This is a genomic window from Paenibacillus sp. J22TS3, assembly GCF_018403205.1.
Lineage (GTDB): Bacteria > Bacillota > Bacilli > Paenibacillales > Paenibacillaceae > Fontibacillus > Fontibacillus tuaregi.
This window is the reverse complement of sequence record NZ_BOSF01000007.1, coordinates 88,043-103,129: the sequence shown is the minus strand read 5'-3', so window position 1 is coordinate 103,129 and position 15,087 is coordinate 88,043. Positions and strand designations below refer to the sequence as shown.

Sequence of the window (15,087 nt, the reverse complement as noted above, 5' to 3'; positions counted from 1 at the left end):
CTCATTGCACGGGATCGTGGCAGCCTCTTACTTATAACACAGAATATCACATGTAATAATTGTTGACACTAAAGCGAAATGAAAATACAATCAGATAAAGTAACTTTGTGTGTGAGGAGAACTGACATGGATGTCTTAGATGATTTATACCACCGGACAGCTTTTCATATTTCCGCTGAGAAATTAATTCTTATCATACAATCATTGACCGCTAAAAAACAAGATGAGATTGAGTATTTTAAGGATAAAATCGCGAGGTATGAGCAAAAGCGCAGAAAGGAGGAGGCGGCATATCAGTCATTATCGCCTCTGCGCAGATTATTTATCGGTCGTCCTCCCAGCCATCATCAGGCGGTCGAATATATGGTTTATGTCAAGGAACCTTTCAAGAAGATTGAAAAAGTAAAGAGAGAGATCCAGGACTTGAAGCGGGTTCTTGAAAGAATTCAACAGAATCCGGCATCCCGGGAAATTGTCCTGTCCCATCGTCTGATTGATGAACTGGCTTCTTGGGTGGAAAGCGAGGAAATATCTAATGAATATTGAGACTTTACACACGGGACTTGACACCGTATGGGTCGTGCTTACAGCAGCCATGATTCTGCTCATGGAAGGCGGCTTCGCTTTGGTTGAGGCCGGCTTTGTCAGGTATAAGAACAATGTGAACATTATTATGAAGGTATTTGCTGATATAACGTTAGGAACGTTATGCTATTATGTTCTTGGTTTTGCGCTTATGTATGGCAAGGATGTGATGGGCCTCATCGGTTCCAGTGGATTTCTGCTGGGAGGCGACTTGTCCCATTTGAAATTCTCTATATCGATAGACACGTATTGGCTGTTTCAAGCAGCTTTCGCTATTGCCGTAATTTCTATAGTCTCAGGCGCTGTGGCTGAACGGATTAACTTCAGGGTATACCTTTTGTATATTGTGCTAATGACCGCGCTGATCTATCCGATTGCAGGCCACTGGGTATGGGGGAGCGGCTGGCTTGGCGCGCTGGGGATGCGCGACTTTGCAGGTTCGGCCGTCATTCATGCGCTTGGCGGCTTCTCCGCGCTGGCTGCTGCCATCGTCATTGGCCCGCGCAAAGGAAAGTTCACGGCCAAGGGCGCTAGTACAATAGCTCTGCCCAGCAACCTTCCGCTTGCTTCGGTCGGTGCGTTCCTGCTGTGGTTCGGCTGGTTCGGCTTCAATGCGGGAAGCACGCTTACGGCAACCGATGTTAGGATTGGCCATATTGCCATAGTCACGATGCTTTCCGCTGCGGCAGGGGGAGCCACCACTATGGTGTATACCTTAATCCGCTATAACCGCTCGGATGCGCCTTCCGTGATTAACGGATCGTTAGCTGGCCTGGTTGGAATTACAGCGGGCTGTGCATTTGTCAGCGATGGGGCAGCTATTGTGATTGGGGTGGTATCAGGACTGCTCATGATGGCCGCCACAAATTGGCTGGAGACAAGGAGGATCGATGATCCGGTCGGTGCCTTTCCCGTACATGCAGTGTCAGGGATGTGGGGGACTATTGCCACAGGATTATTTGCCCGAGATGAAGGATTATTCTATGGCTATGGATGGCATCTGCTTGGAATTCAAATTGTCGGTCTTCTCGTTCTGTGTGCTTGGGGCTTCCTGCTGACCTGGGCTGGACTCAAGTTGATCAACCGCTGGGTTCCCGTCCGCTCCACGGAAGAAGAGGAGGAGATTGGACTGGATATCAGCTATCATGGGATTATGGCGGCCCATCAGGCTCATGATTTCATTGATGATGAAGACCGGTATTTGAAGGATTTTATGAGGGGCAGAGATGACCGGGATTGACCTGGAAAACTCACGCTATGTTATGCCTCTCGGTAGAATTCATATAGAAAGAAGGAGTGCATCGGAGAATGCGCTCCTTTTCTTTTTTAATTAATAGGTTTTAAGAAAATTTTAATAATTGGTTCACGGCATGTTTACTATTTCTTTCTATCCTTAGTCATGTAGTTCAATACAATCTCTAAGGAGGACAATATGAACAAGAAATGGTTAACTATCGGAGGCGCGGTTGGACTAAGTGTTGCAGTGATGGCTGCTACCGGAATGAGCGCCATGGCAGGAGCTTCGGGCTATGAGGCTTACAAATCCGCACTGAAGAGCACGCACAGCATCCAGTCCGCAACGGTTCAGAGCGCCGCATACATTCAGGACAACGGCAGCGATCTTGCCAGCTTAAAAGGACAATTCCAGATTGATTTTACTAACGGGAATTCGAGCGGGAATGTAGAATTCAGTTCAGGCGGAACTCAGAAGAATCTCGGTGTCTACCGGCAGGATGGTCAGACTATCCTTAAACCGGCTGAGAGAGATACTTACTATGTGGCAGAGGGAGGCAAACATAAACACGCACCAAGACCTCACACGGCTGATCCTGAAACAGCAAAACAGGTCGAGTCGGTGATCGATACGCTTGTCGGGAATATGAAGGATTATGTGAATCTTGAGCCGAACTCAGACGGTTCGAAGCAAATTACAGTTCAACTGGATCATGCACAAATTCCATCCGTTGTTAACACGATCGCCCCGCTGGCCATCAAAGAGGCAAGCAAACACAGGGAAGATACCGGAAATTCCAAGCCGGGTACAGAACTGCCTCTAGCTGAGCTTAACCTTAAAAACTCCCTTCCCGAGCTGACCACTCAGATTCAAATTGAACAGGTAGTAGTGAAAGCTACAATTGATTCTTCGAATCATATCAAGCATCAGGAAGCCGATCTGGTGATATCTGGGGCGGATAATACCGGAGCCGGACATAAATTGAAGATTCATCTGCAGGCGGATCTCTCAGGCCTCAATAGCACCACCCCCAATAAAGTTGATCTGAGTGGTAAGAAGGTACAAAAGCTGAAGCAGGTAAGACATGGTGAGTCTGCCTTGACGGAGCAGCGTTAATTTCCAAGAACGAAGAGACAGACAGGTGCTTGCCCGCAAGGCCTGTCTGTCTTAAATCGCAATCTTAGGAGGATATTATGGGGAGTATTCTAAAGACAACCGAGCTTAGCAGGCAGTATGGTAAGGATAAGGGGATTCACGGGATTGACCTTGAGTTATATGAAGGTGATATCTATGGGCTGTTGGGTCCAAATGGGGCCGGGAAAACCACGTTTTTGAAGCTGATTACAGGATTGATTAAGGCGGACCGGGGGGAGATCAGCTTATTCGGGGTTCCAGGTGCAGATGGCCTGCAGAAAGGGATGCATCAGCTAGGGTGTATGATTGACTCCGCAGATTTTCATGATTATTTGACTGCGAGGCAGTACCTTTCTACTGTCGCGAGGTTCTATCCCCATGTAACGGGCATGCAGATCGACGGAATTCTGGAGAGAGTAGGCCTGCTGAATGTCAGGAATGTCAAGATCAAGAACTTTTCGACGGGTATGAAAATGAAGCTTGCCCTGGCAGCGGCCGTGCTGCCTTCGCCCCGGTTTGTCGTTCTGGATGAGCCGACTAACGGACTGGACGTTGAGGGAATCGTGATGTTTCGGGAGTTAATTCAAAGTATGAACAAGGAAATGCATAGCACCTTCCTGGTATCGAGTCATATGATCCATGAGCTTGAGCAGCTCTGCAACCGGGTGGGGATTGTACAGAAGGGGAGAATCGTGATGGAGGGGGAAGTGAAGGAGCTTCTTGGATCGGGGCAGACGTTAGAGTCCTTTTATCTGGGAGTCCTTCAGGGGAGTTCCAGGAACGTGGAGGTGCAGGATGTCTAATTGGAAATCAGCCTATGTCAATGAGTTGGTCTTGATGATGTACCGGAAAAAGGTGATTATCATCGCGGTGTTCTCCGGTATTCTGCCGGTGTTGGCCGCACTCCTGATGCGAAGTCTTCAGCCGCTCCTTGGTTTATTTGCGGTAAGCTCGTCGTTTCCGGTTGAAATGCTGGGCCTCTTTACAAGTGTTTGGCTGCCGCTAGTTATGTTAACCTTAACTGCAGATCTGTTCCCTCAGGAAGTGTCCGGGCGCACGCTTAAGCTGATCTTGATTCGTCCGGTGACCCGTTTGCAAGTATTTCTTGGCAAGGCTGCTGCTCTGGCTACAGTTATTGGTGCGCTCCTTGTGATTTCAGGTTTAGTCTCGTACTTATGCATGGCTGCGGCAGGAACCTCAGCCGGATTCAGCGAAGTTCTATTAACAGCGAAGGCATATCTGGCAGCGTATGGGGCCATGCTGGCCATACTGACCCTGTTTGTGTTCGTAGCCCAGTTTTTCAAAAGTGTCAGCGGGTATATCCTTGTCATGATCAGTTTGTATGCCGCGATCAAGCTGGCGCCCTTTTTGAACAGCTCGATTGCCGCTTTTTCTCCAGCTTCTTATACCGGATGGCACCTATTGTGGTTGAGTCCTTATGTCAGCGGGAGCAGACTCTTGACGGGGGCATTATTTCTGACAGCCAGCTGTGTGCTGTTCCTTAGCCTGGGTTATTACAAGTTCGATCGCAAAGATCTCTGAAGAGAAGGAAGATGCGTATGTCCATCCGGTTAAAATTAATCCTGTCCTATGCGGCGATGCTGGTCATTCCGCTGTTTATGATGATCTTTACAGCCATTCTGCTGACCTTAGTCTTCAGAGGAGACTTGCAGAACATTAAAGATCAATATGGCACACCAGATAGCAGTTATGAAGTCCATAATATTGACCGCATGCTGAAGGAGGTCCGGAGAACTGCGCAGAATAGTCCGTTATTATTTAAGGATTCGGCATATTTGAATGAAGTACAGATGGAGCTTAAATCGAACAGTGCGGATATACTTGTTCGAACCAAGGAAGAGTTAACTTATATTCCGTCCACTTTTCAATATAGAGACTTCTTGCGTCAGCTGCCGGGATTTAAGTGGACCGGTTATTCCGTTAAACGTGAACCGATACAGCTGGGCGCCAAGGCTGCTGAGCTGTCCCAGTATGATTTTTCATTTCCGGATGGACAGCAGGGAAGTGTATTTGTGATCACCAAGGTGAACCCCATTGTTAATTTTGCCCAAAAGTTCTTTCCGACGCTGTTTATTTCACTTATCCTTGTCCTGATACTCACACATACGCTGCTTACTTACTTTGTATCCCGCAGCATTATCAGGCCGCTGCGCGAGCTTAAGGATGCAACCAAACGGATTAAAGATGGAGACCTTGATTTCAACTTGAAGATTGCGAACAAAGATGAAATCGGCGAACTTAGCCAGGCCTTTGAGCAAATGCGTGTAAAACTAAGAGAGTCCATTCAGACTCAGCTGCAGTACGAGGAGAACCGTAAAGAACTGATATCTAATATTTCTCATGATTTGAGAACGCCGCTTACGGCGATCCGTGGATATATAGACGGAATTGGAGACGGTATCGCAGATACGCCTGACAAGGTGCAGAAGTATCTGGATATTATCTCATTGAAGGCCGGAGAGATGGATCAGATGATCGATGAGCTGTTTCTGTATTCCAAGCTGGATTTGAACCATCTGCCGTTTCACTATGAGAAGATCAATCTACTTTCATTTTTAACGGATTGGTCCGAAGAGCTGGAATTTGAATTGAATAAAAATGGAGTTAACTATGACGCTTATATTCGAATTGATCCCGGTACGGAGATTTCAATTGACCGTGACAAGCTCCGGCGTGTATTCTCGAATATTATCAGCAACTCCTTGAAATATATGACTAAAGATGAGAAAAGAATCACTCTGAACGCGAATGTAGCAGGCGGGGAGTTTGTCATGAAATTACATGATAATGGACAGGGGATTGACGCTGAGGCTCTACCGTTTATATTTGAAAGGTTCTACAGAGCTGACCCTTCCCGGAACAGTCACACAGGGGGGAGTGGACTTGGTCTTGCCATCTCCAAACAAATCATAGAGGGTCATGGAGGATCGATCAAGGCGGAAAGCATCAAAGGGGAGGGTACAGGCATCACGATTACACTTCCCCTTATTCCTAGTGAAACGGGTGAGCAGGCTTGAAGAATATTCTGATTGTTGAAGACGAACAGCTAATTGCCGAGCTGCAGAGAGATTATCTGGAGGTAAGCGGCGGATTTAGTGTGGATCTTCCGCAGACGGTGAGCGGGGTCTGAACCTGGCTCTAAGCGGACAGTATGACCTGATCATTCTGGATCTCATGCTTCCGGTGCTGAATGGCTTTGAGGTCTGCCGAAGAATCCGCAATGAGATGAACGTACCTATTCTTATGGTTACTGCCAAGAAGGAAGATATTGATGTAATCCGGGGACTTGGACTTGGCGCTGACGATTATATTACGAAGCCCTTTAAGCCCGGGGAGCTGGTGGCCCGGGTGAAGGCTCATCTGGCGAGGTACGACCGGCTCACAGGGAACAAGACAGGTTCCCCAGAAATACGTATACGCGATTTAATGATTGAACCGGACTCCAGGCGGGTGTATCTTCAAGGTCATGAGATTAGTCTGACAACCAAAGAGTTCGATCTGCTGCATTTCCTTGCAGTCAATCCGAACCGCGTATTCAGCAAGAACCACCTGTTTGACCGGGTATGGGGCATGGATGCCCTTGGCGATGCTCAAACGGTGACCGTTCATATCCGAAAGCTGAGGGAGAAGATAGAGACCAGTCCGTCCAAATCGGAATATATCGAGACCGTATGGGGAGCGGGGTACCGGTTCCGGTTATGAAGAAAGTCTGAGTAATCAGATGCCGAATGAGCACAGTCCCGGACTCACGGATTTGAACCGTTAATTAATGTGGTTGTTTGATGCAAATTGAATTGAAATTCTGAATTGAATCTTTGTAAAGACCTAGACCTTGCCAAGCAGGGTCTTTTTGCGCTGCTATTTTTCATGGGAAGAACGGCTGCTTTCAAGGGGAGAAAATGAACAGGAAAATTCTGCTTGTCAACAATCGAATTAAAACTTGTTAAGGTTATATAGATACCTGCACGACAATCAAGATAATACTTCAAGAGGTGATGAACGAAGATGGCTAGAAAGCAATGTCTGTTCTGTGACGGGATTGTTTCGATTGTAACGGAGGGGGAGTATGACCGGTTTGTCAGTTGTCACTGCTCTCCGACTGGAGATTACCTGTTGGAGCGGGGCAGCTATAATTCCATCCAGGCATTACCCTATCAGGACAAGAGACAGATTCTTCATGTGGTGTCCGCCTACATCAGGGAGATGTCCGGTGCCGGTAAAAAAGTGAGGATAACAGCGGAGGGCTTAAATGACATTATGAATTCGCCGGAAATCCCAGTCACGATTGAGGACAAGGCTGGCCGGCTGCTGTTGTATTTATACAAGAATTCTGGAGCCCCTGATGATCCGGTCGTGATCCGGCCCCTATCCCACAGCTTTAATCTGACCTACTCGCCCAATCTGCAGGAACTGGTGTTTATTATCGACCGGCTTGTCAGTGAAGGTTCCATTTCCAGGGAAGGGGGAACCTTCAAGTTAACCGCCAAAGGTTGGAAGGAAGCCGAAGCCAGGGCAGGCGGCAGGAAGCTGAAAAGCTGCTCCGTTATCATGCCTGAAGGCGGCCTTACGGTGGATTGGCAGGAGAAAGTGCTGCCCCGGCTGGAGCAGTGTGGCTACCAACCGCATATTTGGCGTGAGGAAGTAGACGCGAGTTTGGACATTTCCCCTGTTGAACTGATTCATGAGCGGCAGCTTGTCGTTGCCGATGTGACCAAGCCTTCACCTGACGTATATTATGCCGCAGGGATTGCGGCAGGAAGCAAGGTGCCGGTTATTTGGACAGCCAGACAATCAGAGTACGAGCCATTGCCGGCGCATGCGAACCATATTCGGCCGCTGGTTTACCAGTCTGCGGAAGATCTGGCTGAGAAGCTGCAGCAGAAGCTGTTATCCCTGTAATTTAATTCGGATTAAAGTCTCTCCATGATATTGAAATAACTATGACAAGAATTGTCGCTATTACAAGCTAGAATGAATTATGACAACAGATTGTCTATCCAATATTAAAGGAGAGGGATATGATGAATTTCCAATTAACCCCGTATCTTATGCTTAATGGTACAGCCAAGGAGGCCGTTCAATTCTATCAGAAGGTGTTGGGGGCCGAGGTCGTGTTCATTCAAACGTTCGGGGAAGGTCCAGAGGAGTTCGTAAACGGTCTGTCTTCCGAAGAAAAGGGGCGGATTGCCCACTCCGTTCTGAAGATTGGTGACTCCGCGCTCTATGTTGGTGATGTGGAGACTGGCATGGCCCCTGTAAGAGGTGGCCAGATTATGCTCTGCATAACTACGCGGGATGTTAAAGAATCACAGCGGCTTTATGAACTGCTCCAGAAGGATGGAGGGGTTGTGAATCAGCCGCTCCAGTCCACCTATTTCAGCCCATCCTACGGGGTAGTTACCGACCGTTTCGGCGTGACCTTTCAAGTGTTCACAAGAAAATAAGATAACGGTTCACCATCGTGGCTCTGATGTACAGGCTTCCTGTGCATCAGAGCCATTCTTTCTTTTAAGCCTCAATTCTCATAGAGAAGGGAGGAGGCACATATATTGTAGGAAAACTGGCTGAAGGGGCTGGGTTCTATGAAATCAAAGCTTCTAAATTCACCGTTCACCTATGCGCTCGGTATGCTGGCTATGATGATCCCGGTCCAGGCATTCAGTGCATATTACAGTTATTATTATGTAGAGAAGCTCGGCCTTGCAGTAGGTCTTGCCACTTTGGCGAGGACGATCTTCCTGATATGGGACGCGGTAGACCAGCCCATATTCGGCTATTTGTCTGACCGGACGCGAAGCCGCCTTGGAAGAAGGAGGCCGTGGCTGATCGCGGCCACACCGCTGTTTGTGATCAGCTTTGTGATGATTTTCGCAGTTCCTCAAGGGACAACCGGAATGGGGCTGTTCATCTGGTTTCTATCCGCGTTAATATTTTATGAAACCGTCTCCACGGTCTTATGGGTCAATTATGGGGCGTTGTTTCCGGAATTATTTCAAGGAGACCGTATTAGGGCCAAGGCATCTGCGGTCCAGCAGGTGTTTCAGATTGCCGCTCTGCTGATTGCCTCAGGCTTGACGTCCGTGCTGATCTCTCTTTATGGTTTTCCAGGGATGAGCATGGTGTTTGCACTAGTATTTGCTTGCTTAATGGCCTTATGCATCATTACGATCCGCGAGCGGACAGACGATGTGGCACAGGAGCCGTTGAAATTCAAAGAGGCGTTTCGTCTGACGCTCCGCAATAAGCCCTTTTGGATATTCAACATCGCTAATTCGTTCGCCCAGACGGTGAACGGCCTGCTTAGCTCGATTATCCCTTTTTACGCCAAATATGTGCTGCACATTCCTGAAGACCAGGTATCGCTGCTGCTGGCTTCTATCTTCGTATCCGTCATCCCACTTGTCGCCGTGTGGTACTGGCTTATCCGCAAGCTTGGAGGCACCGCCGGCTGGCGGCTGTCGCTGGCTTGTTACGCGCTGTCGGTTATTCCGCTCTGGTTCGCTTTTGACCTTGGCAGCGGGATTGGCGCCGGAATTGCGGCAGGCTTTGGACTCTCCGGCTTTCTGGTGACACCAGCCGTGATCAGCGGCCAGATTATTGACCAGGACGCAGAGGAGACGGGAGAGAGAAGAGAAGGCATCTATACGGCGGTGGCCGGCTTCATTACCCGTTCCAGCGGTCTGCTCTCCGCGCTGGCCTTCTGGATCGTGGGGGCTCTATTTGGGTATGTGAGCGGGGATCAACCGGGCTCTCACCCGGAAGCAGCTTTCAAGATCCTGGTCAGCGGTGTTCCCTTTCTTCTGCTGGTTATTGCTTTTCTGATCTCGCTTGGCTTTAAGCTTTCAAATACTGAACGGAAAGGGGACTAACGCTTGTGAGCAAATATTTAATCATCAATTGTGATGATTTCGGCCAAAGCAAGGCAGCGAATGAAGCGATAATCCAGCTGCTCGAAGAGGGGGTGGTCTCCTCGGCGACCATCATGCCGCCCGCCCCAGCCTTTGAGGAGGCGGCGGATTGGAGCCGGCGACACGGCAGAGGCAGGATCGGCCTTCATCTTACTTTTACCAGTGAATTTGCGGGTTATCGTTGGGGCAGCTTGACGGGAAGTGCTTCCCTTCGGGACGGGGAAGGATATCTGCCACTGACCGTTCATGAATTTGAAATTCAGGCTGCGCCGAAGGATGTCAAAGCGGAGATGCTGGCCCAGTTCACGGCTGTCCGCCGGGCTGGGATTGAAATCTCCCATGCGGATAACCATATGGGCAGTCTGTATGGGCTGGAGACGGGCCGGAGTTATCTGCCCATGGTGCTGTGGCAGTGCTCCCGCCGCAGAATTCCTTTTCGGCTGTGCCGCAACATATACGACAAAGACACGCTGCTCTCCGGTATACCTGGAGTGGAGGCAACGCTGGCCAAGATCGTACGGGTAGCAGATTTGATGGGGGTTCCCATCCCCGATTACCTGTTATCCCATCCGTATACCCTGCAGGAGGGCGAGACCTATGATACTTTCAAATCGAGCCTGATCCAAAAGCTGTATGAGCTTCCCTATGGGGTCAGTGAGACGTACATTCATCCGGCGGTTCACGATCCGCAAATGCTAAAGCTGATCCCTTCCTGGGAGAAGCGGGTGTGGGAGTACAGATTGATGCTGGACGGGGATTTCAGCCATGCGCTCAAGGATGCGCGGGTGGAGCTGACCGATTACCATTACGTGAAGACGAAGCTTAGAAGGTCTAGAGCGGTGGGCCTTAGCCGGTTTATTTTTCCCCGGTCGACTTGACGTGATATGATGGATTTATCGTAGTTGGTGAGAAAGGGACAGCTAAAACCTTGTCAGGCTTTCAAGCTCGGGTGATGAACTTAAAAGCGGGAGCAGTGTGTGCCGCAGCGGGTATTATATGTTTATAATCATGATATCCTATCCAGAGCCCGTATTTTTAATGAAAGGATGATAACGATATGCTGTCTACACAACAAAGACTCAGCTTGCTTGAAGAAAGGCTAACCAGCGACCATCACCGTGATCTGTATTTGCAGACCAAGCATCTCATGGACAGTCTGGATGCTTACGAAGAGAAGCACCGCAGGATCGTTAATATTCAGGCGATAGAGGGAGGGATCAAGCCGCAGCACGAGGTGGAGCAGGTTTTCTATTCCACGATCCGCGACTTCCGGGAACAGCTGCTTAGAACGTTGGAGAAGACTGCAGAGGACCTTGAGCACAAATATGATAAAAGCTATCATAAGCATTACCAGGACGGCGTTGATTAATATGCATCAGCTGTGAAGCTGTGTCTTTTCATGGGAGTCTAATCGGATAAGGGGATAGGGTCAAATGACATTCATTGGGGATAACGATATCGTTCTATTTCAAGGCGACAGTATTACGGACGCTGGACGTGATTATTATGATGAGCGCTCGCTCGGCACAGGTTACGCTTTAATGACCGCAGCTGAATTTGGGCGCAGATACCCACGGAAGCAGGTTCAATTCTTAAACCGGGGAATCAGCGGGAACCGTGTGGTGGATCTGCAGGGCCGATGGAGAGAGGACTGCCTGAAGCTTCGGCCTACATGGGTCTCCATTTATATTGGCATCAATGATACCTGGCGCAAATATGATTCGAATGATCCGACCACGGCCGAGTCGTTCTACAGAGGTTACCGTGATTTGATTGTTCAGACCAAAGAGGAGCTGAATGCGAATCTGATTCTGATGGAGCCGTTTGTTCTGCCTGTTCCAAAGGACCGGTCCGGATGGCGGGAGGATCTCGATCCCAAGATCCAAGCAGTGAGGGAACTGTCCAGGGAATTCAAGACGTTTTATGTTCCGCTGGACGGGTTGTTTAATGCCGCCAGTAGTCAGGTTTCTCCCGCATACTGGGCGGAAGACGGGGTTCACCCCACTCCCGCAGGCCATGCGTTAATCAGTCAAGCCTGGCTTCAAGCCGTGCAAGCTTGATTCGACAGTTTAGTCTTAACAATAAGCCAAAGCCAATCTGCTGCAGATTGGCTTTTTTATGTCTTTTTTGGGGAGGATCATAACTTTGCACTCATTCCGGGTAAATATAGATTGACGGTAACAACCAGGTCAATACGGAAAGGAGATATCCATATGACACATGAGCAAATGGAATAATGCATGGAGGAATGCATCCGCTGTATGGCAGCCTGCAACCAGTGTTACACTGCTTGTCTTCAGGAAGAGGATACGGGCATGATGAAGGAGTGCATACGCCTGGACCGCGAATGTGCGGACCTGTGTTCCTTTACGGCAAATGTGCTGTCGCTGGGCGGTTCCTATGCCAAGCAGCTGTGTGAAGTGTGCGCGCAGGTATGCGAGGCATGTGGTAACGAGTGCAAAAAGCACAAGGCAGAGCACTGCCAGCGCTGTGCTGAAGCGTGCTTCCGTTGTGCCGAGGCATGCAAGGCGATGGCTGCATGATGTGGGTTCAGGATAACCTCTTGCCTGATTAAAAGGAAAGGGGTTATTTTTCGTGGCAATAAAAAAGTGGATTTCGAATCGCTTAATTCATTTCTCAGTAATTTTTTTAAGCTCAAAAATAGATGCCTCAGATAACAAGATAAGCCTATCGTTATTAACAACAAAAAAGCTTACACTTACAGGTATGCTAAGCTTTGTAGAAGGGTCACTTATATCTATTGCTTTTACAACATCATTTATATTTAAATCTGGTATATCTATTTTGTATAATCTATAAAAAGAGTCAGAGTTATAGCATGTCGTTGTAATTTCATAAAATGGATTTTGTAGTTCATATTGATAATCATAATAGTTTTTAAGTCCTTTTGATGAAAAAAAGTCTTTTTTGATTATAATTTCATCTCCAATAAATTTTTGCCCTGTTGGATGTTCAGAAGCATCATTATATGAGTTTGCAAATCCTAAAAGCTTCTCAACTTTCCAAGTTCCATAGAAATATTTTTCAGTTTCACTATCCAAACTCATACGTTTTACAAGACACGATTCGGATTTGTTTTTTGGAATAATAGACTTATCCGTTTCAGGTTTAGACTCACTAGAAGTATTTGGATTTGATGTCATTTCAGCATTTTTACAAGCCGATGCTAACATCAACATTAGCATAATACAAACCAATATTATTTTTTTCAATCTGATTTCCCCTTTCATCTACCTGGCAGAAATTATATCAGAGCAATTGAAGCGATGAATGACATGAAATTAACAATATTTATGAATAAGATTAAGTTTATGTTATCTGAATCAGGAAACATATCTATTTGGGTCATCGTGGAAGAAGAAACAAACGGATCCAGGTAACGCAGAGCGGACATGATGTCTCCAGGTTTCCATTGATATAGCCTAGATCTTACTTTAATTTTGGCTCTATTAATGATAAAATATAAGAACGTTAGTTCTTATTCTGGGGAGTTGGTTGTAAAAAACACGGGTTCATTTCCCTTTATTAAGTAGGACGAACTCTCTTCACAAACAGTTGGATGGGGACATTGGTAACAAAGGCTAAAATATAAGCTAAGAATACAGAAGGTAATCCAAACAATTATCTTCCATAATATGGGTGATCATTAGCCTGAACTTTGCATGGGAAAGGGGAACAGTCTTAGCATGATCACAGACAGATATGCCGAGATCGATCATGTCCTGCACTATATCAGACAAAACCTTCATGAACCGGTGCATCTCTCCAAGCTTGCCAGCCACGCAGGCTACAGTCCATATCATTTCACCAGGGTATTTAAAGAAAGAACGGGGCTATCCCCGCTCTATTACGTCTCTTCGCTTAGGCTTCAGAAAGCCAAGGACCTGCTGCTTCACACCCATTTGAGCATTAGAGATATCGCTCTTGAAATAGGGCAGCAAAGTCTTGGCACGTTCACTTCGAGATTCACGAGCCGGGTTGGCTTAACCCCATCGCAATTCCGGAATTCTACAATAGATGCTGACTTGCATCTGAGATCCTTGCAGCAGGTTAGGGAATCGAGTCAAACCTTAACCCTCTCCACAGCGAATGGGGTAGTTGAAGGGACCGTTGTTACTGATCATCCTTTCCAAGGAATCATTCTGCTCGGATTGTTTGCGAAGCCTATTCCGGAAGGAGTTCCGCTGCATGGGACTCTTCTATTCTCACTCGGCCGATTCCGGTTAACCGGTGTCAGACCAGGCACTTATTATCTTATGGCGACCTCGGTATCCTGGGGGACGAAGGCCGTAGATGTGCTTCTGCCGCACCATACGCTCCGCACAAGATCCAGGGAGCCGGTTGTTGTCCGTCCCTATGAGCCGGTCCCTGAGCAGAAGGTCACCCTGTACCCGCCAAGATTTGATGATCCGCCCATTCTCATCTCACTTCCCCTATTGATGCAAAATTATTTGAGCAAGTCTATGAATTACAGCAATCGGTAAGAAATACAAAGTTTCTTCCTGTGCTAAACTAACAGAATCTTCCCTAGCCAACTATATCAAGATTGGCTGTTTATGCCGCGAAAGGAGGAGCTTTGATGGTTAAAATGATTTTGGATATGAGCATGTCGCTGGATGGATATATTTCCGGCCTGAGCGGGCAAAGCAGCGGCCTTCATGATTGGTTCTACCACCGTAACGATCTAAGAAACGCTCAGATTATAGATGAAATGGTGCTAGGTACCGGAGCGATCGTGATGGGAAGGAGAACCTATGAGCTTGGGGATCACATGGACGGGTTTGTACACAATCCCTTTAGAGTTCCTCACTTCGTACTGACCCACAGCACGCCGGAGCGCCCAGCCAAGGGAAATACCCGGTTTGTTTTTGTCACGGATGGCACCCATAGTGCTGCTGTACAGGCCAAGGAAGCCGCGGGTGGCAGGTCGGTCATCATCATGGGTGGAGCACATACAGCCCGGCAGTATATCGAAGCAGGGCTGATTGATGAGATTCACATACATATTGTTCCTGTACTGCTTGGAGGAGGAGTCCGCTTGTTTGAGTCCAACATAGGAGGAGATGGCGGATCTTATCCGCTCGAGGTGATTCAGGTAGTAGAGGCCCCCGGGGTTACCCATGTGAAGTACCGCGTAGTGAAGTAGAGCGGCACAAGAGTTAAGGGACTTATAAGGACACCAAT

Annotated in this window: 16 protein-coding genes and 1 pseudogene; 16 read left to right on the top strand and 1 reads right to left on the bottom strand. The window is 47.9% G+C overall.

Features of this window, described 5'->3' with window-relative positions; genetic code table 11:
* Positions 1 to 126 precede the first annotated feature (126 nt).
* The 14 genes and pseudogenes from KJS63_RS20370 to KJS63_RS20305 all read left to right on the top strand — a co-directional run bounded on the left by KJS63_RS20370 (position 127) and on the right by KJS63_RS20305 (position 12,425).
* Positions 127 to 546, top strand: a complete 420-nt coding sequence (locus tag KJS63_RS20370; RefSeq protein ID WP_213620806.1) for a hypothetical protein — start codon at positions 127 to 129, stop codon at positions 544 to 546.
* Positions 536 to 1,825: an ammonium transporter gene (locus KJS63_RS20365; protein WP_213620805.1), complete on the top strand. Its 1,290-nt coding sequence runs from the start codon at positions 536 to 538 to the stop codon at positions 1,823 to 1,825. Before KJS63_RS20370 ends, KJS63_RS20365 begins: the two co-directional genes overlap by 11 nt.
* Positions 1,826 to 2,017: 192 nt before the next feature.
* Positions 2,018 to 2,935: a hypothetical protein gene (locus KJS63_RS20360; protein WP_213620804.1), complete on the top strand. Its 918-nt coding sequence runs from the start codon at positions 2,018 to 2,020 to the stop codon at positions 2,933 to 2,935.
* A gap of 77 nt (positions 2,936 to 3,012) precedes the next feature.
* Entirely contained in the window at positions 3,013 to 3,756 is a 744-nt protein-coding gene (locus tag KJS63_RS20355; protein ID WP_213620803.1) for an ABC transporter ATP-binding protein, read from the top strand.
* A complete protein-coding gene (locus KJS63_RS20350; RefSeq protein WP_213620802.1) occupies positions 3,749 to 4,495 on the top strand; it encodes an ABC transporter permease subunit in 747 nt (248 codons plus the stop codon). Before KJS63_RS20355 ends, KJS63_RS20350 begins: the two co-directional genes overlap by 8 nt.
* Before the next feature lie 17 nt (positions 4,496 to 4,512).
* Positions 4,513 to 5,991: a sensor histidine kinase gene (locus KJS63_RS20345; protein WP_213620801.1), complete on the top strand. Its 1,479-nt coding sequence runs from the start codon at positions 4,513 to 4,515 to the stop codon at positions 5,989 to 5,991.
* A pseudogene (locus KJS63_RS20340) lies at positions 5,988 to 6,676 on the top strand (response regulator transcription factor). The gene KJS63_RS20345 and the pseudogene KJS63_RS20340 overlap by 4 nt, the downstream one beginning before the upstream one ends.
* 303 nt (positions 6,677 to 6,979) lie before the next feature.
* Entirely contained in the window at positions 6,980 to 7,873 is an 894-nt protein-coding gene (locus KJS63_RS20335) for a hypothetical protein (RefSeq protein ID WP_213620800.1), read from the top strand.
* A 119-nt stretch (positions 7,874 to 7,992) separates the two neighbouring features.
* Positions 7,993 to 8,418, top strand: a complete 426-nt coding sequence (locus tag KJS63_RS20330) for a VOC family protein (RefSeq protein ID WP_306432920.1) — start codon at positions 7,993 to 7,995, stop codon at positions 8,416 to 8,418.
* A gap of 138 nt (positions 8,419 to 8,556) precedes the next feature.
* A complete protein-coding gene (locus KJS63_RS20325; protein ID WP_213620799.1) occupies positions 8,557 to 9,843 on the top strand; it encodes an MFS transporter in 1,287 nt (428 codons plus the stop codon).
* A 5-nt stretch (positions 9,844 to 9,848) separates the two neighbouring features.
* Complete coding sequence (locus KJS63_RS20320) at positions 9,849 to 10,760, top strand: polysaccharide deacetylase family protein (RefSeq protein WP_213620798.1); 912 nt, start codon at positions 9,849 to 9,851, stop codon at positions 10,758 to 10,760.
* Positions 10,761 to 10,939: 179 nt separating this feature from the next.
* Positions 10,940 to 11,251 carry a hypothetical protein gene (locus tag KJS63_RS20315; protein ID WP_213620797.1) on the top strand — a complete coding sequence of 104 codons (312 nt, stop codon included), beginning with the start codon at positions 10,940 to 10,942 and terminating at the stop codon, positions 11,249 to 11,251.
* Between the two features lie 64 nt (positions 11,252 to 11,315).
* Positions 11,316 to 11,942 (top strand): SGNH/GDSL hydrolase family protein, encoded by a 627-nt coding sequence (locus KJS63_RS20310; RefSeq protein WP_213620796.1) that lies wholly within the window; start codon positions 11,316 to 11,318, stop codon positions 11,940 to 11,942.
* 180 nt (positions 11,943 to 12,122) lie between these two features.
* Positions 12,123 to 12,425 (top strand): four-helix bundle copper-binding protein, encoded by a 303-nt coding sequence (locus tag KJS63_RS20305; protein ID WP_244862703.1) that lies wholly within the window; start codon positions 12,123 to 12,125, stop codon positions 12,423 to 12,425.
* An 87-nt stretch (positions 12,426 to 12,512) separates the two neighbouring features.
* Here the strand turns inward: KJS63_RS20305 and KJS63_RS20300 are convergent, their stop codons facing one another.
* Positions 12,513 to 13,115, bottom strand: a complete 603-nt coding sequence (locus KJS63_RS20300; RefSeq protein ID WP_213620795.1) for a hypothetical protein — start codon at positions 13,113 to 13,115, stop codon at positions 12,513 to 12,515.
* A gap of 474 nt (positions 13,116 to 13,589) precedes the next feature.
* Between KJS63_RS20300 and KJS63_RS20295 the strand changes: the two genes are divergently transcribed.
* Together KJS63_RS20295 and KJS63_RS20290 are read left to right on the top strand one after the other, a co-directional pair.
* Positions 13,590 to 14,387 (top strand): helix-turn-helix domain-containing protein, encoded by a 798-nt coding sequence (locus KJS63_RS20295; protein WP_213620794.1) that lies wholly within the window; start codon positions 13,590 to 13,592, stop codon positions 14,385 to 14,387.
* Positions 14,388 to 14,482: 95 nt separating this feature from the next.
* Positions 14,483 to 15,049 carry a dihydrofolate reductase family protein gene (locus tag KJS63_RS20290; protein WP_213620793.1) on the top strand — a complete coding sequence of 189 codons (567 nt, stop codon included), beginning with the start codon at positions 14,483 to 14,485 and terminating at the stop codon, positions 15,047 to 15,049.
* Positions 15,050 to 15,087: the final 38 nt, after the last annotated feature.